The sequence below is a fragment of the Stenotrophomonas maltophilia genome, from assembly GCF_013464485.1.
Taxonomy (GTDB): Bacteria; Pseudomonadota; Gammaproteobacteria; order Xanthomonadales; family Xanthomonadaceae; genus Stenotrophomonas; species Stenotrophomonas maltophilia_AW.
Window position 1 is genome coordinate 46,915 of record NZ_RAUX01000029.1, and the last position, 24,544, is coordinate 71,458.

Annotated in this window: 23 protein-coding genes; 15 read left to right on the forward strand and 8 right to left on the reverse strand. The window is 67.5% G+C overall.

Annotated features, from left to right (window positions below; translation table 11 throughout):
- Positions 1–34: 34 nt before the first annotated feature.
- The 12 genes from D7Y61_RS12950 (at position 35) to D7Y61_RS13005 (ending at position 12,346) form a co-directional block, all read left to right on the forward strand.
- A complete protein-coding gene (locus D7Y61_RS12950; protein WP_180866594.1) occupies positions 35–577 on the forward strand; it encodes an A24 family peptidase in 543 nt (180 codons plus the stop codon).
- Complete coding sequence (locus D7Y61_RS12955; RefSeq protein ID WP_180866596.1) at positions 574–1,050, forward strand: TadE/TadG family type IV pilus assembly protein; 477 nt, start codon at positions 574–576, stop codon at positions 1,048–1,050. Before D7Y61_RS12950 ends, D7Y61_RS12955 begins: the two co-directional genes overlap by 4 nt.
- Before the next feature lie 23 nt (positions 1,051–1,073).
- On the forward strand, positions 1,074–2,108 hold the full coding sequence (gene cpaB, locus D7Y61_RS12960; RefSeq protein ID WP_180866598.1) for a Flp pilus assembly protein CpaB: 1,035 nt from the start codon (positions 1,074–1,076) through the stop codon (positions 2,106–2,108).
- An 18-nt stretch (positions 2,109–2,126) separates the two neighbouring features.
- Positions 2,127–3,485, forward strand: a complete 1,359-nt coding sequence (locus D7Y61_RS12965; protein ID WP_180866600.1) for a type II and III secretion system protein family protein — start codon at positions 2,127–2,129, stop codon at positions 3,483–3,485.
- 27 nt (positions 3,486–3,512) lie between these two features.
- Positions 3,513–4,769 (forward strand): fimbrial protein, encoded by a 1,257-nt coding sequence (locus D7Y61_RS12970; RefSeq protein ID WP_180866601.1) that lies wholly within the window; start codon positions 3,513–3,515, stop codon positions 4,767–4,769.
- Positions 4,754–6,103, forward strand: a complete 1,350-nt coding sequence (locus D7Y61_RS12975; RefSeq protein ID WP_180866603.1) for a CpaF family protein — start codon at positions 4,754–4,756, stop codon at positions 6,101–6,103. The genes D7Y61_RS12970 and D7Y61_RS12975 overlap by 16 nt, the downstream gene beginning before the upstream one ends.
- Before the next feature lie 2 nt (positions 6,104–6,105).
- Positions 6,106–7,062: a type II secretion system F family protein gene (locus D7Y61_RS12980; RefSeq protein ID WP_180866609.1), complete on the forward strand. Its 957-nt coding sequence runs from the start codon at positions 6,106–6,108 to the stop codon at positions 7,060–7,062.
- 28 nt (positions 7,063–7,090) lie between these two features.
- On the forward strand, positions 7,091–8,029 hold the full coding sequence (locus tag D7Y61_RS12985) for a type II secretion system F family protein (RefSeq protein WP_180866611.1): 939 nt from the start codon (positions 7,091–7,093) through the stop codon (positions 8,027–8,029).
- Positions 8,029–8,913: a Flp pilus assembly protein TadD gene (locus D7Y61_RS12990; protein ID WP_180866613.1), complete on the forward strand. Its 885-nt coding sequence runs from the start codon at positions 8,029–8,031 to the stop codon at positions 8,911–8,913. Before D7Y61_RS12985 ends, D7Y61_RS12990 begins: the two co-directional genes overlap by 1 nt.
- A complete protein-coding gene (locus D7Y61_RS12995; RefSeq protein WP_180866615.1) occupies positions 8,910–9,365 on the forward strand; it encodes a DUF3613 domain-containing protein in 456 nt (151 codons plus the stop codon). Before D7Y61_RS12990 ends, D7Y61_RS12995 begins: the two co-directional genes overlap by 4 nt.
- Positions 9,366–9,373: 8 nt before the next feature.
- The gene (locus D7Y61_RS13000; protein ID WP_180866617.1) at positions 9,374–11,533 is read left to right on the forward strand and encodes a TadG family pilus assembly protein; all 2,160 of its coding nucleotides are present in this window, start codon (positions 9,374–9,376) and stop codon (positions 11,531–11,533) included.
- A 99-nt stretch (positions 11,534–11,632) separates the two neighbouring features.
- Positions 11,633–12,346 (forward strand): DUF2968 domain-containing protein, encoded by a 714-nt coding sequence (locus D7Y61_RS13005; RefSeq protein ID WP_180866619.1) that lies wholly within the window; start codon positions 11,633–11,635, stop codon positions 12,344–12,346.
- A gap of 66 nt (positions 12,347–12,412) precedes the next feature.
- Here D7Y61_RS13005 and D7Y61_RS22640 read toward each other — a convergent pair whose 3' ends face one another.
- Positions 12,413–12,808 carry a hypothetical protein gene (locus tag D7Y61_RS22640; protein WP_258010359.1) on the reverse strand — a complete coding sequence of 132 codons (396 nt, stop codon included), beginning with the start codon at positions 12,806–12,808 and terminating at the stop codon, positions 12,413–12,415.
- Positions 12,809–12,995: 187 nt separating this feature from the next.
- On the opposite strand from D7Y61_RS22640, the gene D7Y61_RS13010 reads away from it, so the two are divergent.
- Entirely contained in the window at positions 12,996–13,820 is an 825-nt protein-coding gene (locus D7Y61_RS13010) for an alpha/beta fold hydrolase (protein WP_180866620.1), read from the forward strand.
- A gap of 123 nt (positions 13,821–13,943) precedes the next feature.
- On the opposite strand, the gene D7Y61_RS13015 is transcribed toward D7Y61_RS13010, so the two are convergent.
- The 7 genes from D7Y61_RS13015 to D7Y61_RS13045 all read right to left on the reverse strand — a co-directional run bounded on the left by D7Y61_RS13015 (position 13,944) and on the right by D7Y61_RS13045 (position 20,723).
- On the reverse strand, positions 13,944–15,593 hold the full coding sequence (locus D7Y61_RS13015; RefSeq protein ID WP_180866622.1) for an MFS transporter: 1,650 nt from the start codon (positions 15,591–15,593) through the stop codon (positions 13,944–13,946).
- Entirely contained in the window at positions 15,587–16,870 is a 1,284-nt protein-coding gene (locus D7Y61_RS13020) for an alginate export family protein (RefSeq protein WP_180866624.1), read from the reverse strand. Before D7Y61_RS13020 ends, D7Y61_RS13015 begins: the two co-directional genes overlap by 7 nt.
- The gene (locus D7Y61_RS13025; protein ID WP_180866706.1) at positions 16,849–18,696 is read right to left on the reverse strand and encodes an amidohydrolase; all 1,848 of its coding nucleotides are present in this window, start codon (positions 18,694–18,696) and stop codon (positions 16,849–16,851) included. The genes D7Y61_RS13020 and D7Y61_RS13025 overlap by 22 nt, the downstream gene beginning before the upstream one ends.
- 119 nt (positions 18,697–18,815) lie before the next feature.
- Positions 18,816–19,241 carry a DoxX family protein gene (locus D7Y61_RS13030; protein WP_180866626.1) on the reverse strand — a complete coding sequence of 142 codons (426 nt, stop codon included), beginning with the start codon at positions 19,239–19,241 and terminating at the stop codon, positions 18,816–18,818.
- 2 nt (positions 19,242–19,243) lie between these two features.
- Entirely contained in the window at positions 19,244–19,900 is a 657-nt protein-coding gene (locus tag D7Y61_RS13035) for a hydrolase (protein WP_180866628.1), read from the reverse strand.
- Positions 19,897–20,340 (reverse strand): helix-turn-helix transcriptional regulator, encoded by a 444-nt coding sequence (locus tag D7Y61_RS13040; protein ID WP_180866630.1) that lies wholly within the window; start codon positions 20,338–20,340, stop codon positions 19,897–19,899. Before D7Y61_RS13040 ends, D7Y61_RS13035 begins: the two co-directional genes overlap by 4 nt.
- 50 nt (positions 20,341–20,390) lie before the next feature.
- Entirely contained in the window at positions 20,391–20,723 is a 333-nt protein-coding gene (locus D7Y61_RS13045; protein ID WP_180866632.1) for a hypothetical protein, read from the reverse strand.
- 96 nt (positions 20,724–20,819) lie between these two features.
- Here D7Y61_RS13045 and D7Y61_RS13050 point away from each other — a divergent pair, with 96 nt between their 5' ends.
- Both D7Y61_RS13050 and D7Y61_RS13055 read left to right on the forward strand, forming a co-directional pair.
- Positions 20,820–23,849 carry a sensor histidine kinase gene (locus tag D7Y61_RS13050; protein WP_180866634.1) on the forward strand — a complete coding sequence of 1,010 codons (3,030 nt, stop codon included), beginning with the start codon at positions 20,820–20,822 and terminating at the stop codon, positions 23,847–23,849.
- The gene (locus tag D7Y61_RS13055; protein ID WP_180866636.1) at positions 23,842–24,495 is read left to right on the forward strand and encodes a response regulator; all 654 of its coding nucleotides are present in this window, start codon (positions 23,842–23,844) and stop codon (positions 24,493–24,495) included. The genes D7Y61_RS13050 and D7Y61_RS13055 overlap by 8 nt, the downstream gene beginning before the upstream one ends.
- Positions 24,496–24,544 lie beyond the last annotated feature (49 nt).

Sequence of the window (24,544 nt, forward strand, 5' to 3'; positions counted from 1 at the left end):
GCTTGCTGTCCAGTGACGGACAAGGGAGTGCACGATGACACTGCTGGGGTTGTTGGCCATTGGCCTATGCCTGCGGATCACCGTCAGTGACCTGTATGCACGCCGGGTGCCGAATACCTGGCTGCTGGCCGCAATCGTGCTTTCCGTCCTGCTGCTGGCCGCTGGCCAGTTCTACGCGCCGCGCCTGCCGTGGTTGCACCACGCTGCCGGCGCGGCGCTCGGCCTGGTGGCGCTGCTGCCGTTCTACGCGCTGCGATGGATGGGCGCCGGGGATGTCAAGTTCTTCTGCGTGCTGGGCCTGATGCTGGGCTGGCAGGCACTGCTGCCGATCTGGATCGCAGCCAGCCTGGCTGCAGGCGCGCACGCTGCGGTGGTGCTGGTGTCCCGCCGCCTGGGCATGATGCTGCCCGGACTGCAGGCGCAGGCGCACCGCGCCACCTCGCACTGGCAATCACATCCAGCGCTCCGCGACATGCACAACGCCCGGCAGGGCCGCCAGGGCATTCCCTACGCCGCCTATCTGGCAATGGCTGCCACGGGCTGGATCCTCATCAGCACCTACGGAGGCCAGGCATGAACGCCCGCAACCCGCGACGGCAACGCGGCGCCGTCAGCATCGAGTTCGCGCTGATGTTGATGCTCGGCCTGCTGCCCCTGCTGTTGTTCACTTTCTCCGGCGTGATGATCATGGCGGCCCAGCAGACCCTGGCAACGGCATCGGCCGAGGGCGCACGCGCATCATTGCGCTATGGCAGTGCCAGCGAGCGCCGCACCGCCGCCTGTGTTGCTGCCCGCAGTTCGATGCAGTGGCTGCTGAATTTCTCAGGGCAGCCCGTCGACTGCAGCAATGGGGGCACCAACGCCATCCTGGTGTCCGCACAAGCCCCATGCGCCGGCCTGGCCACCGCCCAATGCATGACCGTGACGGTCAGCTACGACTACGCCAGCCATCCCTTCCTGCCCGGCACCGCCACGCTCTACAAGTGGGTGATGCAGGCTCCCATCCGCAGCGTCGCGGTCGCCCAGCTCGACCTCGGCAGCGGCAACTGACGATCGGTACAGGAGACGGTTCCATGCTCAAGTTGACCCGCATCGCTGCCGTCGCCCTGATCGGGCTGGCCGTGCTGCTGGCGGTAATCGCCTTGATGATCGGGCGCAAGCCAGACGCGCCCGCCATGGCCGCCCCCGTTGCTCAGAGCGAGGCGCAGGCGATCACCGTGGTCGAGGCCGTGGCGCGCCTGCCAGCCGGCGAACCGATCACCGCCAACGGACTGCGCCTTGCTCAGCGCAGCGCCCCTGTCGCCGGCGCCGCAACCAGCCTTTCATCCGTGGTTGGCAAGGTGCCGGTGCAGGACATTGCCGAGGGCACCACCATCAGCAGCAGCGTACTTGCCCAGGGCTTCTCGCTGCAGCTGCGCCCTGGCGAACGTGCGCTGGCCGTCCCGGTCGACGAACTGGTCGGCGCCGGCAACCGCATCCTGCCAGGTGATTTCGTCGACGTCTTCCTCAACCTGCGCAACGCGCAGCCCAATGTCAGTGGGCCGGCCGAGGCAGCGCAGACCCGACTGCTGCTGTCTCGCCTGCGCGTGCTCAGCTACGGCCAACAGGACATCGCCCCGGCCGCCAGCGAGGTCGTCGCCAGCAATGAAGGCGACACCCGCAATGATTCCCGCGCCGCCGACATCACCGGAAGCAGCAGTCAGCACTCGGGCAGCGACACCGCCCAGCCGGCGCGCAGTGCAGTGCTGGCGGTGCCGGTGGCCGATGCCAATCGCCTGCTGCTGGGTGCGCAGCAGGGCAAGCTGTTCCTGGCCCTGCGCAACCCAGCGGATACCGGGCAGCCCGATCTTGCCTTGTTCCCTCAGGCCCGCGGCGTGATCGATCCGCTGCGGGGCCTCGACGCAGAACAGCAGTTGGCGTTGCAGCGGCCGGAGAACCATGCGTTTGCCGGCATCGATGGAGACGCACTGGCCGGCCGCGGCAACATCCCGGCCCGTGGCAACCCGGCGCCCACGGTCCGCGCGCCGGCATCACGGCGCAGCGCCCCCCGTGCGTCTGGCATCGAAATCATCCGCGGTGACAGTTCCGCCCCCCGTGGTTCCCTTTGACCTGCATCGAGCGCATCCATGACCGAACGTCGCCGCAGTCCACGCCCTTCCCCCCGCCAGCGCTGGCTGGCCCTGCTGCTGGTGCTGCTGGCACCGGCGACAAGCGTGGCCGCCGACGACCTGGTGCTGCAGACGCGCGAGCAGCGCCCATGGACACTGCCCGGCGATCTTGAGCGGGTCGCCATTGCCGACCCGGGTGTGGCCGACATCGTGATGTTGCGTGGCCAACGCCAGGCGCTGCTGGTCGGCAAGGCGCCCGGCACGACGACGCTTCTGTTGTGGCATCGCAAGCAGGCCGAACCTCAGCGTCTGCAGGTACGGGTGCAGAGCGCCGTGCAGGGTGCCGCCGGTACCGGCGCCGAGGGACTGGTGTTCACCCAGCAGGACAACCAGGGCCTGCTACAGGGAAGCACCGGCAGCGTGCTCTCGCATATGCAGGAACAGAAGACTGCCGCCATGGCACTGGGCAAGGACGGCCTGCTGGCCGATGCATCGACGGTCAGCAGCGGCGGCGTGGTCCAGGTCGAAGTCAAGGTGGTGGAGTTCAACAAGACAGCACTGAAGCAGATCGGCATCAGCTTCCAGAACCGCAACGGCAGCTTCGCCTACGGTTTCGCCCGCCCGGGCGGCCAGCTGCCGGGCAACACCGGCATCCTGCCCGGCATGAAGGAAGGCAACTCCAGCAACGAATCCGAATCCCCCATCTCTTCGGCCTTCCGCCTGGTCTTCGGCTCGACCAAGGGCCTGTGGAATGCAGACGTCGACCTGCTGCAGAGCAACGGCATGGCACGCGTGCTTGCCGAGCCCACTCTGGTCGCCCTGTCGGGCCAGAGCGCCAGCTTCCTCGCCGGTGGCGAACTGCCGATCCTGGAACCTCAGGGCCTGGGCACCACCACCATCACCTACAAGCCCTTCGGCATCGGCCTGACCGTTACGCCCACGGTCCTTGCACCCAACCGCATCGCATTGAAGGTGGCTCCGGAAGCCAGCGACCTGGATTACAGCAACGCCATTGCCCTCAATGGTGTCCAGATTCCCTCGATCACGACCCGTCGCGCCGATACCACGGTCGAGCTCGGCGACGGCGAGAGCTTCGTGATCGGCGGTCTGGTCAGCTCCAACGTGGTCTCCAACGTCGACAAGATTCCGTTGCTGGGCGACCTTCCGATCATCGGCTCGTTCTTCCGCAACTTCGACTACAAGCGCCAGGACAAGGAGCTGGTGATCATCGTCACGCCGCGGCTGGTGAAGCCGCTGGCCCGCAACACCGAGCTGCCACTTCCTGGCGACCGCGAGGCCAAGCCGCACATGCCCGAATGGGGTGCATGGCTGCTGGGCCCGATCAGCCAGGATCCGGTGCCCGGATTCTCACGCTGACCCCATGATGCCTGCGATACCACGCCCATGCCCTACGCCACCGCCCAGCCACTGCATCCGCAAGGACCGCCGATGAACCTGGTCCTGTACGGATTGGATCGCGAACTGCTGCCCCGGCTGGCGGCCAAGCTGCCGCCGACCACCACCCTGCACTGGCAGGACAGCAGTGCACCGACCTCCGCGCAGGATCTGCAACGTGGGCCACAGAGTCTGGTGCTGCTCGACTTCCGCCCCGAACATGCGGCTGCTTCAAGCGTGCTGGCGCAGCAGTTGCAGCAGACCGAGCCGGAGCTGCTTCTGGTCGCCGTCGGCGCCACCAGTGCCGGCCAGGTGGAGGGCGTGGTCATGGCCCTGCGCGTGGGCCTGCGCGACGTGCTGGACCTGGACAGCGACAACGCCGGCATCGAAGCTGCGTTGCGCCGGGCCTTGTCCCCGCGCCCCGCAGCCGCCGCGCAGCATGCGCACAAGGCACGACTGATCGTCCTGCTGGGTGTGCGTGCGGGCGTGGGTACCAGCACGCTGGCCGCACATCTTTCGGTGCTGGCCCAGCAGACCCGGGCCCTTGCCCAGGGCGAAGCGGTGCAGCAGGACGGCCTGCTGATGGAGCTGGCCCAGCCCTCGGGTGACCTGGCGCTGTACCTCAATCTTGACAGCCGCTTCCACTATGAAGACGCGCTGCGCAACGCCAGCCGCATCGATGCCACCCTCGCCCGCACTGCAATGGCCCGCCACGACACCGGGTTGGTGCTGCTGGACCGCGCCAGCGGCAGCGATGCGGTACCGCCCTCCGACCCGGGCGCCCTGCTGCAGCGCCTGCGTACGGTGTTTGCCAGTGTCCTGTGCGATGCCGGCGGCTGCCCGCTGCGGCAACTGCCGCCGCTGCTGCTGGACCAGGCCGACGAGATCTGGCTGGTGACCGATGCGTCGATCGCCACGCTGGTCTCGCTCGACCAGGCCCTGAAGCACCTCGCCGGCCAGCGCGAACGCGAGAAGCGACTGCAACTGGTGATCAATCGCCACGATGACAGCAGTGGCATGAGCCCCGAACAGATCGCGCGCCGCTTCGAAGTGCCACTTCTGGCCACTTTGCCGGAACGCCCGCGTGTGCGCCTGGCGGCCAGCCAGGGCCACCTGCTGCTGCAGGACGCACCGCGCGACCCCTATCTGCGTGCCCTCGCCCCGCTCGTGCCGCGGCTGGATCCMGCCGCCTGCCCGGTCCAGGCGCATGGCCTGCGGGAAAGACTCTCCCTTGCCCTGGGTGGATCGCAATGGAAGACAAGGTAACCCCGTTCCCGCATGCCGTTGCCCGGCCGCTGCTGTCCGACAGTGCCCCGGGCCACCTGCCGTTCGCCCAGACCGAGCAGTACCAGAAGGTGCTGTCGGCTGCACACGAGCACCTGCTCAACAGCATCGAGGACGAGCGCATCGACATCGATTCCTGGGCGCCTGACACCATCGCCCGCTGGGTGCAGGTGCAGACCGTGGGCTTCATCCAGGAATGGCGCATCCCGATCAACGAGGAGGAGATGCAGGTGGTCGCCGAAGGCCTGGTCAAGGAGCTGACCGGCTTCGGCCCGCTCGACGACCTGCTGCACGACCCGACGATCGAAGACATCCTGATCAACGGCTTCAAGGATGTACATGTCTCGCAGGGTGGCCAGCTCAAGCGCGCCACCCAGCGCTTCACCGACGACACCCACCTGCTGCGCATCCTGCGCCGCATCCTCGCTCCGCTGGGTCGTCGCCTGGATGATTCCAACCCGATGGTCGACGCGCGCCTGCCCAATGGTGGCCGCCTCAATGCGATCATCTCGCCGTTGGCGGTGGATGGGCCGATGGTGTCCATCCGCAAGTTCCGCAAGGATCCCTTCACACCCGACGAGCTGCTGGCCAAGGGCACCTTCGATGCGCCGATGCAGGCGCTGCTGAAGGCAATGGTGCTGGGCCGCTGCAACATCCTGGTCTCCGGCGGGACCAGCTCGGGCAAGACGTCGCTGCTGAACGCCCTGGCCAGCTACGTGCCGCCGAACGAGCGCGTGATCACGGTGGAAGACACCGCCGAACTGTCACTCAACCATCCGCACGTGGTGCGCCTGGAAAGCCGCATCGGCGGCGCCGAAGGCCACGGTGCGGTGAGCATCCGCGACCTGGTGCGCAACAGCCTGCGCATGCGCCCTGACCGTATCGTGGTCGGCGAAGTGCGTGGCGCCGAAGTACTGGAGATGCTGCAGGCGATGAACACCGGCCACGATGGATCGATGGCGACCATCCATGCCAACTCGCCCCGCGACTGTCTCTACCGCATCGAGATGCTGGCCGGCTTCGCTGGCTTCCAGGGCAGCGAGGACAGCCTGCGCCGGCAGATCGCCAGCGCGATCGACTTCATCGTGCAGATCTCGCGGCTCGGCAGCGGGCGCCGCGTGCTGCTCTCGATCACCGAAATCACCGGCGTGAGCGACAACCTGATCACGACCCAGGAGATGTTCCGCCACGAGCTGCAGATCGATGGCAATGGCAAGGAGACCGATCGCTGGATCGGACTGGGCTTCCATCCGCACTCGCACAAGCTGGAGCCGTTCCGCCAGCAATTGCGCGAATCGCTGTACGGAGATTTCTGAGCATGGGCACGGGCCTGCTGCTGGGTGTATTGAGCATCATCTCGGTGCTGCTGGCGCTGGCGGCCTGGCTTTGGGGCACAGCCAGCAGCCGGGAACAGCGCCAGGCCTCGCTGCAGCATGCCGAGCAGCGGCTGGCGCGCGGTGGTGCCAGTGGCGGAGCGCCCGCAGGACCGGCAGTCACCGCCGCCAATGATCCGGCACGACCGGCCGGCGGCGGGCGGCGGGTCCGGCCACTGGACGGCATGCTGCAGCGCGCCGGCCTGCAGACAGGCTGGAAGCTGCCGATCGTGCTGCTGATACCCGGGCTGGTGCTCGCGCTGCTGGCGGCCCTGCGGCTCGGCACGGCATGGATGTTCGCGCTGACGCTGCTGCTGTACCTGCTGGGCTGCTGGCTATGGGTGATGCGGCGCACGTCGAAGCTGCGCGCGCAGCTGCTGCACCAGCTGCCCGACTTTCTCGACAACCTGGTGCGCCTGACCGCGCTGGGCAACAGCCTGCAGGCCGCGTTCCAGGTGTCTTCAATGCAGACCAGCGCACCGCTGCGCGGCCTGCTGGATACCACGGTGCGTTACGCACGCAACGGCATGGATCTGGATCGCGCCCTGGGCCTGGCCGCACAGCCCTACCGGATGGACGTACTGCGGGTGCTCTCGGTGGTGATCGGCGTCAGCGTGCGTATCGGTGGCCGCTCCGACCAGATCCTGCAACGCATGGGCGACTTCATCCGCGACCTGGAACAGGCACAGCAGGAACTTGCCGCCACAACGTCGGAAACCCGCATGTCGGCCTGGGTCCTTGGCCTGCTGCCACCGGCATGCGCGGTACTGATGGCGATCGCCAGCCCGGACTTCTTCCAGCCGGTGCTGCGCGATCCGCTGGGCCACAAGATCCTGCTGATCGCGCTGGGACTCGAACTGGTGGGTGGCTTCCTGCTGTATCGCCTGGCCAAATCACTATGACAGCCCCCATCCGCCACGGAGGTGCCTGATGAGCGCCAGCACCTGGTTCGCCCTTTCACTTCTGGTGCTGGCGGCAGGCATTGCCCTGCTCGGCATCGGCAGCTGGGTCCGCAGTCATCGTGAGCACCGCACATCGGCGACCTTGAAGACCGCCCTGCAGCCGCGGGACGAAGCCCGTGACACCGACGCGGCATCGCAACGTGATTCTCTCGGCTGGCTGGAGCGATTCGGGCGTGCACTCAGTGGCGGACGCCTGGAATCGGCGCTGCTGGCCAATGAAGACCGGCTGCTGCTGGACCTGGCCGGGTGGAACACCCGGCGGGGCACGTCCATCTATCTTGGCCTGCGCTTGCTGCTGGCCATGGTGGTGCTGGCATTGGCGCTCAGCTTCAGCGATGCGACCGGTCTGGCCAGGATGATGGTGGTGATCGGCGCACTGGCCGCTGGCCTTTTGTTGCCCAAGTTCATCCTGTCGTCCTGGGTGAAGCGGCGCCGGCGTGCCGTCGACAACGAGCTGCCGCTGCTGATCGATCTGCTGCGCCTGCTGCAGGGCGTGGGCTTCAGCATGGACCAGAGCCTGCAGACCCTGGGCGACAAGCTGCGCGACGCATTGCCAGTGCTCGGCGGCGAGCTGCAGGAAGCCAATGTGGCCTATACCCATGGCCGGACGCGTGCGCAGTCGCTGCGCCGGCTGAGCGAAGTCTATGCGGACGACGATCTGTCCAGCCTGATGCAGCTGATCCTGCAGGTACACGCGCACGGCGGCGCCGTGCAGGAGCCCCTGCGGCAGTTCAGCATCCGGCTGCGCGAGCAGCGCCGCAACACACTGAAGGAAAAGGTGGGCAAGCTCTCGGTGAAGATGACCGTGGTGATGATGCTGACCCTGCTGCCAGCGTTGATGCTGGTCCTTGCCGGCCCGGCGCTGGTTGCGCTGGCGTCTACCATGTCCAAGATGGGGTCCCCCTGATGCCTGCCCTGCATACTTCCTGCCTGCTGCTTGTCCTCGCCGCCGTCTGCAGCGGCTGTGCATCGACCACGCCGAAGTACCTGCGCGCGCCCAGCCTGGCCGCGCCCGAGCCGGAGCCGCAGGACAGCCGAAATGCCTACCTGGAGCTGATCGAGCGCATGCAGCAGCAGGGTGCATGGTATGCGTCGCTCGCCCATGTCGACGCCTTCCGGCAGCGCTATGGCGATCCACCCGCGCTGCGCCTGCTGCAGGCCGACGCGCTGCGCGAAACAGGCCAGGCCGACGCGGCGATCGTGCTGTATCGCGAGCTCTCCAGCGGAGCGCAGGCCGCCGCTGCCGCGCATGGCCTGGGCCTGATCGCCGCACGCCGTGATGACGATGCCGGCAGTGAGCAGGCGCTGGCACGGGCAACCCAACTGCAACCGTTGAATACCAGCTACCTGGGTGACCTCGGCTACGCACGGCTGCGCGCGGGCCAGTTCGAGCAGGCGCGCGAACCCCTGGCCAAGGCATTGGAGTTGTCACCGGGCAATGCCAAGGCCACCGCCAACCTCGCCCTTTGGGCGGTGCTGCGGGGTGACACGGCCACTGCCGAGCGCCTCGCCAGGCAGGCCAACCTCAACGAGGAAACCCGGCTCAGCATCCAGCAGCAGGCGGCACAGATCCGCACCCGCCTGCAGCAGCGCCAGGCGGCAGCAGCAGCGGTCGCCCGGGCCACGCCCGGAGCCCCCGCCGGCAGCGCAGTCAATACGGAAGCAAGCCCTGCACGACTGGCCGTCGAACCACGGCGCGACACCCGCGATGAGCGCGATCCGCAGCGCCTGCCCCCCTCGATGCTGGAACGCTTCAGCACCTCCGACCACCCGAACGGGAACACACCATGACCGCCACGCCCTCGAACCGACGCCTGCTGACCCTGCTGAGCGGCCTGTTGATTGCGGGCAGCGCGCAGGCCCAGCAGCAGCCCCTGACCGGCCAGATGCTGGGCGGCAGCGCGCCGGTTGCCGCCGATCCGCAGCCACTGCAATCCGAAGCGCTGGCCACGGTGGATCTGGCCGCCCCGCACGCGCCGACGCCGGCCGCAGCGCCTGCAACCGCCGCCACCGACTACGGCCCGGCAGCCCTGCAACCCGGCCGCAGCCAGATCGGCGATGCAACGCGAAGCCTGTTGCGCCTGCAGGCGTCGGGGCAACGGTCCGGCCAGCACCTGCCGATCCTCGGTGACCAGGCCACCCTGAGCTATGCCCGTTACATGAGAAGTTTCGAACACGAAATCCCGGACTTCTTCGAAACCGATGTTGCCAAGTCCAAGGGATCATCCTCGTCCGGACGCTGAGGTAGGCCATGAAACGCCCACGCCAGTTCAGTTTCAGCCGCCCACGTGGCGGCATGTCGATCACCATGATGCTGGTCATGCTGTCACTGCTGGCCATGCTGGGCCTGATCGAAATCGGCTATCTGTTCTGGGCCAAGCGGGACGCGCAGAAGGTTGCCGACCTCGCCGCGCTGGCGGGCGCACAGCGGCTGGAACTGTGCGCATCGGACAACAGCGACAACAGCGCGGCGCGCCAGAACGCGCTGACCCAGAACACGTTCGCCGGGACTCTGGAGATCCGTTGCGGGAACTGGAACGTCACCCGGGCCACGGAGGGGCATTTCAGCCCGGTGGTCGATGCGGCAAACCAGCGCAATGCCGTGCGCGTCATCACCCGCCGCTCGGTGCTTCCCTTCTTCGGGCAGAACAGCAGCCTGCCCACCGTGACCGCCCAGGCGGTGGCACGCCGTGCGGCGCCCACGGCGGTTTTCAGCGTTGGTTCGCAACTGCTGCGCATCAACGGCAACACACCACTGGGAAATGTCCTGAAGCTGGTGGGTGCCGACCTCGACAAGACGACCCTGCTTGGCTACGACGGCCTTGCACAGGCGCATATCACGCCGAACGGATTGCTGCAGGCACTTGGCATTCCGATCGACGTGAACATGGGCGTGGCCGAGTTCAACAACCTGCTGGCCGGTCGCAAGGTCAAGCTGGGCCGGATTCTTGAGGCGACCGTTGAGCTGCTGGCCCAGCAGGGTGTTGCCCATGTGGACCTCAGTGCGCTCGAGAACGCCCTGGTCGTGAAGGGCATCGACATCAAGCAGCTGGACGTGAAGCTCGGCTCCGACGACAGTGGCGGCGGCCTGTTCGCACGTGTGGTTGCGCCCGATGGAACGATCTCCAGCGCACTGCAGGCCGACGTCAATGTGCTCGACCTGATCGGCACCAGCATCAGCATCGCCAATGGCGGCCGCGCAGTATCGGTCGATGAGCTCAACCTGCTCGGCCTGGTCAATGCAAAAGCCGCGGTGGTTGAACCGCCGTCGATCGCCATCGGTGGCGTCGGCGCCCGGGCCTACAACGCACAGATCCGGGTCTTCCTCGACATCGACACCAACAACATTCCCGTTGCCGGTGGCGTGCTGGCACTGCTGGGCATCCGCCTGAAGCTGCCGGTGCATGCAGACGTGACCAATGCGATGGCGACCCTGACCAGCCTCCAGTGCGGCAGCACGCCTCCCACCGCGACGATCCAGGTCGAGTCCTCCGTGTTGCGCGCCTGCGTAGGCAAGGTGCCCGACAGCGAGCGGTTCTCCAAGCAGAACGTCTGCGGCGAAACGCTGCAGAAGGAGCAGATGCTGACACTGCTCGGTGCACCGTTGATCAATGACAGCATCAAGGTCAATACGCTGACCGACACCCAGAGCCTCACCCTTGCCGCCGGCGCGACCGGTTCAACCCAGGTCAACGCCCTGGAAGTAGGTACGGCCGTGTCCGAACTGGTCGGAGAACTGCTGCGCGTGCTCTCCGGTGTACTCGATCCGCGCGACGATGGCATGAGCCAGGGCTCGACGGCCGCCCAACTGGCCGACCGCTACCTGAAAGCGGCAAATGCCGGTCGCAAGCGATACGATGTTGACGCAACCATCAAGCTGCTGGAATTCGGAGACAGCACGCAGGGCTTGAAGCCACTGGGAAACTGGAATGTCACGAAGGGGGTGCCTACCAGTTGCCTGCTGGTGACCTGTATGGTCGACGGCAAGGTCTGGCAAGGATTTCGCAACGCGGTGACCGGGGTTGGTTCGGGTCTCCTCGATGGTGTCCTGGGAGCGCTTGTGGGTGGCCTGCTGGTCAAGCAATGCAACAGCCTGATCGGCGCGTTGGATGACACCACCTACAACAACTGCATGAAGTACAACCTGACTTCTTACTTGCAGACTGCCGATGCCGGCTTCCTGGACCAGTTTGCCGGCGACGGCGTCACCGCACCCGGCAATGGCCCGGTCAGCTGTTCGGGCCTGCTGTGCTTCCTGCTGAAGCCCGCCCTGGATGTCCTGAAGCCGCTCCTCAACAGTGTCGGCTCGCTGCTGCGCTCGCTGCTGGCCCAGGTACTGGGCCTGGAACTGGGCCGTACGGATGTGCACGTGCAGTCCATCCAGTGCACGCCCGCACAACTGGTCTACTGACCCGTGACGGGCGCCCTTGGCGGCGCCCGCGCGCATGCTAGACTCCCGGCGGGGAACCACCTTCATCTCAACCCACACTCATCCGTGGATGGTCTAGACATGCGAGAAACTTCAGGGGGCGCGGTCTTCGCCCGGCACACGCGCGGCGCGGCACTGCTGGCCGTGGCCATGATGCTGGTGGCACCGGCGGCGATGGCTGCCCGTGGCGACCGCGAAGCAGCCGCAGAGCCGGCCGCACGTACCGCACCGGTAGTGCGCAACACCGTTGATGAGCTCAAGCAGCTGATGGATGCCCGCCAGCTGACCGAGCTGCGTACCACCTACAACGGCAATTACGGCGCGAGCCTGCTGTTCAATGCCAGCACCCTGACGTACTACGTCGCGCTGTTCCAGGAGAAGAACTTCTGGCGGGTGATCAAGACCGACGCGGTCGACAACGCCGAGCGTGTCTACCGCACCTTCGCCCAGCAATCCGAGCAGCTGGCACAGGTCTACATCGACACCACACGCCTGGAAGCCGGCAAGCGTTACACCGAGCGCCTGGTGGCCTACAACGAGGAACGCCTGCGAACGCTGCAGCAGGAAATGGAGCAGCAGCAGGCGCAGTCGGCCCAGGTCAGCGCGGCCCTCCAGCAGGCCCAGCAGCAGGCGGTCAGCCTGAGCAGCGACGTGCAGAGCACCAACAGCCAGCTGGACGCCCTGCAGCGCCGCATCCAGATTCTGCAGGCCGAACAGGGCAACCCGGAGCTGAGCCTGCCCAAGCCGGACAGCACGCCTTCGCCTGCACCGGCGGCAGCGAGCGACGGTCGCTGAGGGCCAGCCCGCCGCAACCCGCTCAACGGCGCCTACGGGCGCCGTTGTCGTTTCCGGCCCCTCGATTCAGCGACACGCGTCGTACACCGCGTCGTCCAGCTGCCGGCGCTGTACCAAGTCCAGGCGTTTGGCCCTGGCCAGCATCTTCGTGCGCTGCGTCCGCGCACGCTCACAGGCGGCGGGATCCGTACTGATGGGTATCAACGCTGCCCGCCCGCGGCCCGACTGCACTGCGCGCGGCCGCGTCGACGCTGCCCGGGTCGCGCTCTCCGTCCTGGGTTGCGGTCGCCGCGACAATGGCGGCTCCACCGGCACCTCCCAGCGCCACTCCGCATGCCCCTGGCAGGGCGTCTGCTGATACACCGGATGCGGTCCGTCCACGCATTTGTAGACGTTTGTCTGCGCGTGGGCCGCCAGGGACAGCAACAGGCACAGCAGCGGGCTGCATCGCAGGCACGACATCGGGGACACCTCGACAGGACTGTCGTCCATGGTCAGCCGAGCGGCTGCGCACTGCCAGAGCGATATGCGTCACAGTCCGCGCATTCCGGCACAGCCATGCAAGCCCGCACGCAGGCACTGCGCTGTACTGCCGAGGGCACCGGCACACCCGCCAGCGCCTCCCCTCCCTTCCGCCAAGGAAACCACAATGAGCAACTTCGTCACCGTCACCGACGGCGCGCGCATCTTCTACAAGGACTGGGGCACCGGCCAGCCGATCGTGTTCGCCCATGGCTGGCCGCTGTCCTCCGATGCCTGGGACCCGCAGATGCTGTTCATGGGCCAGAACGGCTACCGCGTGATCGCCCACGACCGTCGCAGCCACGGCCGCTCCAGCCAGACCTGGAACGGCAACAACATGGATACCTACGCCGACGACCTCGCTGCTGTGATCGAAGCACTGGACCTGAAGGACGCCATCCTGGTCGGCCATTCCACCGGTGGCGGCGAAGTGGCCCATTACATCGGCCGCCACGGCAGCACGCGCGTGGCCAAGGTGGTGCTGGTTGGCGCCGTGCCGCCGCTGATGCTGAAGACCGAAGCCAATCCGGCCGGTACCCCGTTGGAGGTCTTCGACGGCATCCGCAAGGGCACCGGCGGCGACCGCTCGCAGTTCTTCAAGGACCTGACCACGCCGTTCTTCGGCGCCAACCGTGATGGCAACAGCGTCACCCAGGGCATGCGTGATTCGTTCTGGTTGCAGGGCATGCTCGGTGGCGTAAAGGGCCAGTACGACTGCGTGCACGAGTTCTCGGAGGTGGACTACACCGAGGACCTGGAGAAGATCGATGTGCCGGCATTGGTGGTGCACGGCGACGATGACCAGATCGTGCCGTTCGATGCCTCGGCCAAACTGTCCTCGCAGATCATCAAGGACGCCGAGCTGAAGGTGTACGCAGGCGCCCCACACGGCCTGACCGTTACCCACGCCGACCAGTTCAACGCCGACCTGCTGGCCTTTGCACGCAGATGATGTTCCGCGGCGGTGCCGCAAAGGTGCCGCCGCCCCTTCGGTAGTGCCGGCCGCTGGCCGGCAACCCGATCAATCCATCGCAATCTGCGCAGCCGGCCAGAGGCCGGCTCTACCAGGGGCAGCTCAGATGTCGTTGTGGTGGTGCGGGACCCCGGTCCTGGGCAGCGGATCGTGACCGCCGACGAAATGACGCACCACCGGTCCTCGTTCACCGCGATGCAGCCCGCGCAGCACTTCCTGGATCGCCTTGTCATCGGCGGTGATTCGTTCGTGCTGGCGCAGGTGCTCCAGCCACGACGGAGTCACGAAATACTCCAGGTGGATGCCCGGACTGGCCACATCCTCGACCACGCCCCAGACCACGGCGCCATCACGACGACGGGTCGTCCCCAACGCGCGCATCTGTGCCTGGAACGCGGCACGATCAGCATCGTCGATGCGGTACTCGATCGTGACCAGCACCGGGCCGCGGTCATTCGATACCGGCACCGACAGCTCCGGTGCCGGCCAATGCCCGGCCGGCCGCAGGTTCAGGTCTTCGGTACCGGCGATGCGCACGCGCCACACCAGCAATCCGCCGATCACCGCACCGGCGGCGGCCACCAGCAATGCCAACTCCGGTGACGTGCGTTGCGCAAGCGCGCCCCAGCTCAGGCCACCGGCCGCCATGCCTGCGGAGAACACCATGATGTACAGCGCCAACGCGCGCGCACGTACCCATGCAGGAACCGCGGTCTGGGCAGCGATCTGCAGCGACGACAGCACGGTGATCCAGGCAAAGCCATTGACCAGCATCACCAGCGGCAACACGTACCAGCTTCGGGTCACTGCCAGCCCGACCAGGCTGAGTGCCAGCGACAGCGTGGCCAGCAGCACCAGCAGGTCACGGTCCAGCTGCGCGCGCAGCTTCGGCAGCAGCAGCGCACCGCCCACCGCGCCGATACCGATGCAGCCCAGCAGCATGCCGTACTGCCCTGCTCCACCGTGCATCTGCCCGCGCACGACCACCGGCAGCAACGCGTTCATCGCGGCGGCGAAGAAGAAGAAACCGACCGACTTGATCAGCACGGCCTGCAGCCGTCCAGCGCGGCTGGCGTAGCGCAGCCCCGCCTTGAGTCCGGCGCCGAAGCCTTCCGGTGGCAGGCTGGATTGCTTCGGGTCACGCTTCCAGCCCCACACCACGAACAGCATCGCGGCGAAGGTGATGGCATTGAAGCCGAATGCCCACACCGCACCCAGCTGCGCCACGATCACGCCACCAATGGCCGGGCCGATCGAACGCGCGATATTGATGCCGATCGAGTTCAGCGCCACCGCCGAGGCCAGCATCGGCGGTGGCACCAGTTCAGACACGATCGCCGCCTGCGCCGGCATCGCCATTGCCGCGCCGCAGCCCATGCAGAACGTCAGCAGCACCAGCAGCTGCGGGGTCAACAGGTCCAAGGCGGTCAGTGCCGCCATCACTGCCGCCACCAGCAGCATCCACCCCTGGGTCGCCAACAGGTACCTGCGGCGATCGACAATGTCGGCCAGCGTTCCGGCCGCCAGTGCCAGCAGCACGATCGGCACCGTGGTGGCCGATTGCACCAGGGCCACCATCAACGGCGAACCGGTACGCTCGGCCATCACCCAGGCGGCGGCCACGTCATTGACCCAGGTGCCGATGTTGCTGGCCAGGATCGCCAGCCAGATCGAGCGGAACATCCGGATTTTCAGCGGGGACCAGGCGCCTGCGGCCTGTGCGGAAGGTTGCGACGCCGTTGCGTTCACCATTGCCATGCTCCAACGATCGAGGCGAACAACGTGTCCTGGCCTCCGGCCTGCTTCAGCGCAGGACCGGCGTCGACCCAGGCCAGCTGCAGCTGCCATTGCCAGTGTTCGCTGGCCTGCCAGCGGGTTTCGGATTTGTACTGATTACCGATGCGGCGCGCGCCACCGGCGCTGCCCGGCAAGGCCACCAGCGGTGCCGGCGTGGTGTAGACCGCATCGGCGCGACGATGCTTCCAGGCCATCTGTACGCCCAGCTCCGTCGTCACCGCGTCGTGCAGGCGCAGGCCGAGGGTCGGCTGCAGATCCATCAGGTTGGCCGGTACCAGCAGGCTGGCTTCGCTGAAGTAGGCCGATTTGGGAAACAGCGCATTGAACGTTCCCAGCCGCCCATCGCGAAGATTGCCATCACCGCTGGCGATGTCGGCCTTCAGTCCCAATCGAGGTTGCAGTGGCAGTCCGCTCCAGCGCCAACCCGTATCGGTGGCCAGTGTCCACGCGCGGATGTCGAGGTCGCCGACAAGTGTGCGCAACTCACCGCCCTGCGCGACCAGCTCGCTGTTCCAGTCCAGTGCACCGCTCTGGCCGAACCAGCGCGCACCCACGGTCTGCCGGCGCTCGGTGCCGCTGCCTGCTGCGAAACGCGCATCTTCGCGGCGATAGTCCAGCAGGTACAGATCCCACTGCGCGGGCCTCTGGCCACGCGCCGTGGTGGCATAGGCACCCCACAGGTGCGCCCCGGACTCAGCGCGGTCATCGAAAGCACCCGGCCGGTTCTGCACCGGCCGCAGCGCCATCAGATCCAGCGTGCCCAGCCGCCCCTTCCAGCCCGCGCGCGCGCCGTCGAACGCCAGCCGGATGTTCGGCCCGTCGCGCACAGACAGCAGGCGCGAGCTCCCGTAGCCCGCCTCCTGCCGGCCCAGCTGCAGGTGGATGCCACCGCGCTGCCAGCGCCAATAGGCCTGCTGTACGTCCAGTGCACTGCGGTCGGTTCTGCCCGGTCCGCCTGCCTTGCCATTCTCAGCGTGCACACCCAGCTGCAGCTTCGCCTGCCAGTTCCCCTCTGCATAGGTGGCCGAGGCCAGTGCACGCAGCAGACCGTAGCCATCCTCGCTGCCACCGATGCCGAAGCGGGTCGGGTCGTAGTACATCCCACGCACGCGCAGCGACGCGTCCCACTGCAGCTGGCCGTCGCCAACCTCATTGCAGACGCCGCTGTCGCAGGCGAGCGCCACTGACGGCGCCGCCAGCAGTGCCAGATTCAGAACGCGAAGCACGAGCATCCCATTGCGCCCCAGAACGCGGTCAGGTCGTCGGTCGGTGCCGCATGCTGTGCGGCGTGCCCGTGCGCACCATGCGTGCTGCAGGCCACGCCATGGTGATGGCGATGGGCGGCGGCCAACCCGGTGGCGGCACCGCCGACGTGGTAGCCACCGAACCGGTTGACCGGCGACCAGTCCGGCATCGCCGGCGGCAGCTGCGGCGCGAGCCCTGCATAGTCGGCATCTGCATGCACGATGCGTCCACCGACCACGGTCAGCACGCTGGTGATGTCGGCGATCTGCGCGTCATCCACGCGGAAGAAGTCGGCCGAGAGCAGGATGAAGTCTGCCAGCTGACCGGCTTTCAGGGTGCCCTTCACCGCCTCGTCGCCGGAGAACCAGGCGCTGCCCTGGGTCCACAGGCGCAGCGCCTGCTCGCGTTCAAGCAGGTTCTCATCGCCATACAGGGCCAGGCCGCCCACGGTGCGTCCGGTCACCAGCCAGGACAACGCCACCCAGGGGTTGTAGCTGGCCACGCGGGTGGCGTCGGTACCGGCACCGACCGGCACGCCTTCGGCCAGCATGCGCTTGACCGGCGGCGTATGCCGCGCGGCCTGCACGCCGTAGCGCTCGACGAAGGCTTCGCCCTGATAGGCCATGCGATGCTGCACGGCGATGCCGCCACCCAGCGCACGGATGCGCTCGATGTTGCGCGGGGTAATGGTTTCGGCGTGATCGATGAACCAGTGCAGGCCATCGAACGGCACCTCGCGGTTGACCTGTTCGTACACATCGAGGATGCGGGTGATGCTCTCGTCGTACGTCGCATGGATGCGGAACGGCCAACGCTTCTCGACCAGCAGCTTCACCACATCGTGCAGTTCCGGCTCCAGCTCCGGCGGCAGTTCCGGGCGCGGCTCGTTGAACAACTCGAAGTCGGCCGCGGAGAACACCAGCATCTCGCCGGCACCGTTGTGGCGCAGCAGGTCATCACCCTGCCGCGGCTGCAGCATCTCGCTCCATCCGCGGAAGTCATCCACTTCCTTGCCCTTGTTCTGGGTGAACAGGTTGTAGGCGATGCGCACCGTCAGCTGGTCATCGCGATGCAGCTGCTCGATGACCTGGTAGTCCTCGGGATAGTTCTGGAAACCGCCGCCGGCGTCGATCACCGAGGTGATGCCGAGCCGGTTCAGTTCGCGCATGAAGTGGCGCGTCGAGTTCGCCTGGTACTCGATCGGCAGGCGCGGGCCCTTGGCCAGCGTGGCGTACAGGATCAGCGCATTGGGTTTGGCCAGCAGCAGCCCGGTCGGGTTGCCCAGCGAATCACGCACGATCTGCCCGCCCGGCGGATCCGGCGTGTCCTTGGTGTAGCCACAGGCCCGCAGTGCGGCGCGGTTGAGCAGCGCGCGGTCGTACAGGTGCAGCAGGAACACCGGCGTATCCGGTGCGATGTCGTTGAGCTCCTGCAGGGTCGGCAGGCGCTTTTCATTGAACTGCGCGGCAGTGAAGCCACCAACCACGCGCACCCACTGCGGCGCTGGCGTGCGATCGACCTGGGCCTTCAGCATCGCCATCGCATCGGCGAGCGAGCGCAGGCCATCCCAGCGCAGTTCCAGGTTGTAGTTCAGACCACCGCGGATCAGATGGGTATGGCTGTCGTTGAGACCCGGCAACAGGCGCCGGCCCTGCGCGTCGATCAGGGTCGCTTCGTTGCCCCAGCCACGCATGATCTCCTCGTCGCTGCCGACGGCAACGATGCGCCCTTCCTGCACGACCAGCGCCTGTGCATGCGGCTGCTGTGGGTCGAGGGTGGTGATGCGGGCATTGCGGATGACCAGCGTGCTCATGCGACGCTCCTTGGAAGTGGAATCGAGTGCGGCACCGGCACGGCCCGCCAGGCCCAGCGCCAGCGCGGCGCTACCGGCCAGCACGACGTTGCGGCGGCCGTGATCGAGTGGATCGTGACTCATGCGAGATCTCCCGGAAAACGTTGACCATCCAGCGCCCAGGCGCCTGGCCCGGCCAGCACGAGGGCCAGCAGTACTGCCGTCCACATCAACGGGTACTCCATGCCGCCGCGCATCCAGAACCAGCCCCTGGGCAGGGCCAACAGGACGGTGAAGCCGATGAAGGCCGCCGCCGCAAGCGCGGCAATGCGGGTCTGCCAGCCCAGCAGCACGCCCAGCCCGGACAGCACCTGCAGCAGTGCAAGCAACAGCGGCAGCGGCGTCATCGCGGGCAGACCGAAGCCGCGCAGCTCGACGGCGAATCCGGCCAGCCCGGGGCCACCGAACCAGCCGAACAGCTTGCCCAGCGCATGCGGCAGCAGGAAGCCTCCTGCCGCCACGCGCAGCATCAGCAGGGCCAGGTCGAGGCCATGGCCAGCCAGCATGCTCAGTGCCCGCCTTCCTGCGCGCCGAACATGCGCTTGGCGTACTGGATGCCGATGCCATAGCCACCGGCGTGGTCGCGGGCGATGCCGGTGGTCAGGTCGTAGGTCTCGCCACGCGCCCAGTCACGCTGCAGCTCAAGCAGGTACTGCACGCTGGTCATCGGTACCGCACCGGCCTGCACCATGCGGGTGATCGCACGCTCGTGCGCTTCTTCGCTGACATCGCCGCAGGCATCGGTGATCACATGTACCTCGAAGCCCTGCGCCAGTGCCGACAGCGCTGGGCCGACGATGCAGACGCTGGTCCACAGGCCGGCAAGGACCAGGCGACGCTTGCCGATGCGGTTGATCTCATCGATCACCGGCTGGTCTTCCCAGGTGTTCATCGAGGTGCGGTCGAACACCGTCTGGCCCGGGAAGATCTCCGGCAGTTCCGGGAACATCGGGCCGGAGAACGACGCTTCGGCGACGGTGGTCAGCAGCACCGGCACGTTGAAGCCCTTGGCGCCCTTGCTGATCAACGACACGTTGTTGCGCAGCGCGGAGATATCGATGGTGTGGGTGGCGAATGCCATCTGCGACTGGAAGTCGATCAGCACCAGGGCATGGTCGGTGGGCGACAACAGGGCCGGGGCGGGCGTGGCGGTGGCAAGGCTCATGGTTGGACTCCGTTGGAAACACGATCAGGGGGAAGCAACAGGGCCGCATCGCCGGCCAGGTACTGGCCGGGGCTGCAGCCGGTCTCGGCGCGGAAGCTGCGGACGAAATGGCTCTGGTCGAAGAAGCCCAGCTGCTGCGCCAGGCAGGACATCGGCAGCTGCGCGACCGGCAACAACTGGCGCGCACGTTCGATGCGGCGACGGCGCACGTAGCGCAGCGGGCTGGCGCCGGTACCGGTCCGGAACAGGCGCACCAGATGGAAGCGGCTCACACAGGCGGCGGCCGCCAGCTCGGTCACCCGCAGCGGCTGCGACAGGTGCTCATCGACATAGCGCAGAGCGCGCTGCAACGCGGCGGCCTGCTGCGGTGCCAGCGGCATGGCGGGCGGATCAGGCGGAAAAACAGTGGCCATGCGGGACGCCGCGAAGGGGTGGCCCATGGTGCGTGGCTCCTGCGCGATGCCCTACCCCCGTCGGTCGGGCCCGGCACCTACCCGAATGGGGGAGGCCGACGTCCGAGCAGGCGACGTCCGAACAGGCGCGCATCCACGGAATACGCCCCCGGCCCCACCATCAGCAGTGCCAGCGGCAGCACCGCCTGCGGCCACGGCGCCTGCTGCGCGAACAGGCCCACGGCCGCCGTCAGCGCCGCCAGCGGCGTCACTGCGCCCGCCACCAGCATTGGCACCGCCAGCAGGTACAGCGTCGACCACCCGCCCACGTGCGTGCCGGGCATGCACAGCGCGGCAGCCAGGCACAGCCGCAGCCACAGCAGGCCGATGCCCGGACCGCGATCAGGGAACATCACGAACAGCCGCTGCATTGGCCGGCTCCAGAGGACATGCCGGCGTCATAGCCGACGCCGTTGCCCACTGCCTACCCCGTTCGGGTCACCCCGGACTGCCCCGCACCTGCCAGAATGCGCGCCATGCGTGGCTGCCCCTTCCCGTTCCTGCGTCGCCTGCCGACGCTGCTGACGTGCCTGCTGTTGTTGACCGCCCTGCCCGCCTTCGCCGTGCAGCACCCGGTGGTGAGCAGCGGCCTGCCGGGCTATGAGCACACGGCGTGGCGTGTCGGCCAGGGCGCGCCCGGCGACATCTGGGACATCGCCCAGGATCGCGATGGCATGCTGTGGTTGGCCACGGGCTCCGGCCTGTACCGGTTCGATGGGCGCCGCTTCGAACGGCAGGCAGCACCTGCGGGCAGCAGCTTCCCCTCCACCAACATGGTCACTCTGGCGCTCGGGCGCGATGATGCCTTGTGGATCGGCTACTTCCAGGCCGGCATCAGCCAGCTCACGCGCGGCCAGCTGTCCAACTACGGCCGCGCTCAGGGGGTCCCCGTCGGCGTGGTGCCGCACTTCAGCCAGGACTCTGAGGGCCGGCTGTGGGCGGCGATCAACGGCGGGCTGCGCCGGTTCGATGGCCAACGCTGGCAACCGCTGCCAGCCGCGACCGGACTGCCCGGGCACCGCGTGCAATGGGTGCTGCATGACCGCCATGGCACCTTCTGGGTGCTGGCCGATCTGAAGATCTGGATGCGGGAACCGGGCCAGCCAACGTTCAAGAACACCGGCATCGCCGTTTCGCAGATGGCGACACTGGTGGAGAGTCCGCAGGGCGAGGTGTGGCTGGCCGACCGTGTGCGCGGCACATCGCCGCTGGCCAATGCCCATGGACTACTGGCCGAAAGCGAGCGTGAGGCACGACGCCTGCCGGACCTGGTCGCCGCGCGCCTGCAGTTCACCGCCGACGGCGCACTGTGGGCCACGATGAGTCCGCACGGCGGCGTTGCAAGGGTCACCTTCGAGGGGACCCGTGCCGTACGCATGGAGCGTTTCGACTCGCCGCACGGGCTGACGGCTACGTCGGCCGTGCCGATCATCGTCGATCGCGAAGGCAATCTGTGGGTCGGCACCAATCTCGGCCTAAACCGGTTCCGGGCGCGCAGCGTACACACTCTGGCAGTCGGCCCGAGCGATCCCTACCGCTCGCTGGTGCGCGCCAGCGACGGCCGTGCCTATGGCTACGGTGAAGACCTCAAGCCGTACGATCTGCGCCGCACTGTGCTGGAAGGCAGCGCCATGCAGCTCCAGGCCGCTGCAAGGCAGGCGCCCACGCCGATCTGGCAATTCGATTGGATCAACCTCGCGCGCACCCTCCAGGGCCGCACCACGCTGATTCCGCTGCCCGCACCGTTCACCGGGCAGCCCCTGCACGCACTGCTGTTTCCCGATGATGCGCAGGCTTGGGTGTGTTCCGGCGAACGCGGTGTTCTGCATTACAGGCAGAGCCGATGGCAGCGTGAATCCCGCCTGCCCGAGCAGGCCTGTTCCGCGCTGGCATTGGACCGCAGCGGCCAACTGCTGCTTGGTTATGCCGATGGCCGGGTGCGCCGCATGGGAACCACGGCCATCGACAGCTTTGGTACCGCACAGGGCCTGTCGGTCGGACCGGTGACCGCCATGCTGCACCACCAGGACCTGCTGCTGGTCGCCGGTGAAGCCGGGCTGGCCGCTCGCATCGACGAGGGACGTTTCACCGCGGTACGCACCGATATGGCTGGGGTGCTCGAAGGCATCACCGGCATGGTCGCCGATGCGCACGGGCACCTGTGGCTGAATGGAAGCCGTGGCCTGGTAAGGCTGGAAAGCAGCCTGCTGCGCCACGCGCTGCGCTCGGGATCGCAGGTAGCGCCGCGCCTGTTCGATGCCGTGGACGGCATGCCGGGCATCGCCCTGCAGAGCGGGCCGATCTCCACGGCTGTCCTGGCCGACGATGGCCTTTTGTGGCTGGCCACCAACCAGGGCCTGGCCTGGCTGGACACCCACCGTTCGCACGTCAATGCGATGGCTCCCAGCGTCCGTATCGGCGACGTTCTGTATGGCAGCGAGCAGGAGCCGCTGCGCGATGGCCTGCGCCTTCCGGCCGGCACCAGCCAGTTGCAGATCGATTATGTGGCATTGTCGCTGGCGCGGCCGGAGCGCAACCGCTACCGCTATCGCCTGTCCGGCGTGGACGAGGGCTGGCAGGAGGCTGGCAGCAGCACGCGTGCCTATTACACCAACCTGGCACCGGGCAACTACCGGTTCGAGGTGGAAGCGGCCAACGAGGACGGCATCTGGAGCACCGCGCCCGCCAGCCGCAGCTTCCGCATCGCCCCCACCTTCATGCAGACCGTGTGGTTCAAGTTGCTGTGTGCGGCCGCCGTGCTCGTGCTGCTGGTGATGGCCGTGCGCATCCGCAGTGGCCAGCTGGCGGCACTGTTCCGTGCCCGCCTGCAGGAGCGCCACGGCGAACGCGAGCGCATTGCCCGCGATCTGCACGACACGCTGCTGCAGGGCAGCCAGGGCCTGATCCTGCGCCTGCACGCGATCAGCCAGTCACCGCAGACCCCGGCGCCGATACGCAGCCAGCTGGAGTCGGCGATGCAGCTGGCAGAACGCAACCTGGCCGAAGGCCGCGAGCGCGTCAACGCATTGCGTGACGGTCCTTTCGCTGGCCGCGACCTCGCTTCGGCACTGGCCGACGTGCATGCCGAGTACGCCGGGCATGGCACCAACCCACTGCGCTTGACCGTGGAAGGTGCGACGCCTCCACTGCAGGCCGACGCCGCTGAAGAGGTATTCCTGATCGGTCGCGAGGCGATCCGCAACGCGTTGCGCCATGCCAGCGCGAGCGCTATCGAGGTGGAGCTTTCCTACGGCACGCGATGCTTCCTGCTGCACGTGCGCGACGACGGCGTCGGCATCGCAGACGAGAATGCCGGCCATGGTCACTGGGGCCTGCAGGGCATGCGTGAACGCGCGCAGCGCCTCGGTGCGGAACTGCAGCTGTGGACCCGCGCCGGGCTGGGGACCGAAGTCGCGCTGGCGGTTCCCGCCCGGCGCCTGTATCACCGCCGGCCATCGCGTTGGCACTGGCCCTGGAGCAAAGCAAACCATGACTGAGTCCCCTGCCCTGATCGGCGTGCTGGTGGTCGACGACCACCCCCTGCTGCGTGACGGCCTGGCGGCGCTTCTGGGCGCCCATTCCGACCTGCGCCTGCTCGGCGAGGCCGCCGATGGCGAGGACGCCATCGCGCGCTACCAGCAGCTGCAGCCGGACGTGGTGCTGATGGATCTGCAGATGCCGCGCCTGGATGGTGTGGAAGCCATCGTGCGGATCCGCACGATGGACCCGCGCGCGCGCATCATCGTGCTGACCACCTATCGCGGTGACGTGCGTGCGGTCAGGGCACTGCAGGCCGGCGCGAGCGCCTATCTGCTGAAGGACATGCTGCGCCACGAGCTGGTCGATACGATCCGCATGGTCGCAGGCGGGCGGCGCGCACCGATTCCCCCGGCCGTGGCGGCCAGCATCGCCGCGCACGTGGTGGAAGACCGCTTGTCGCCCCGCGAGACCGAGGTGCTGCGTCACGTGGCCGGTGGCCTGTCGAACAAGCGCATCGGCGAGCGCATGCAGATTTCCGAGCAGACGGTGAAGGCGCACATGAAGAGCCTGATGGACAAGCTCGGCGTGGGTGATCGCACGCATGCGGTGACCCAGGCGCTGAGGCGCGGCATCATCAGCCTGGACGACAGCGGGCACGATTAGGGGGGTGTTCGGCAGGGCCTGCAGCCCTGCACCCGCGGAGGCAACGGCA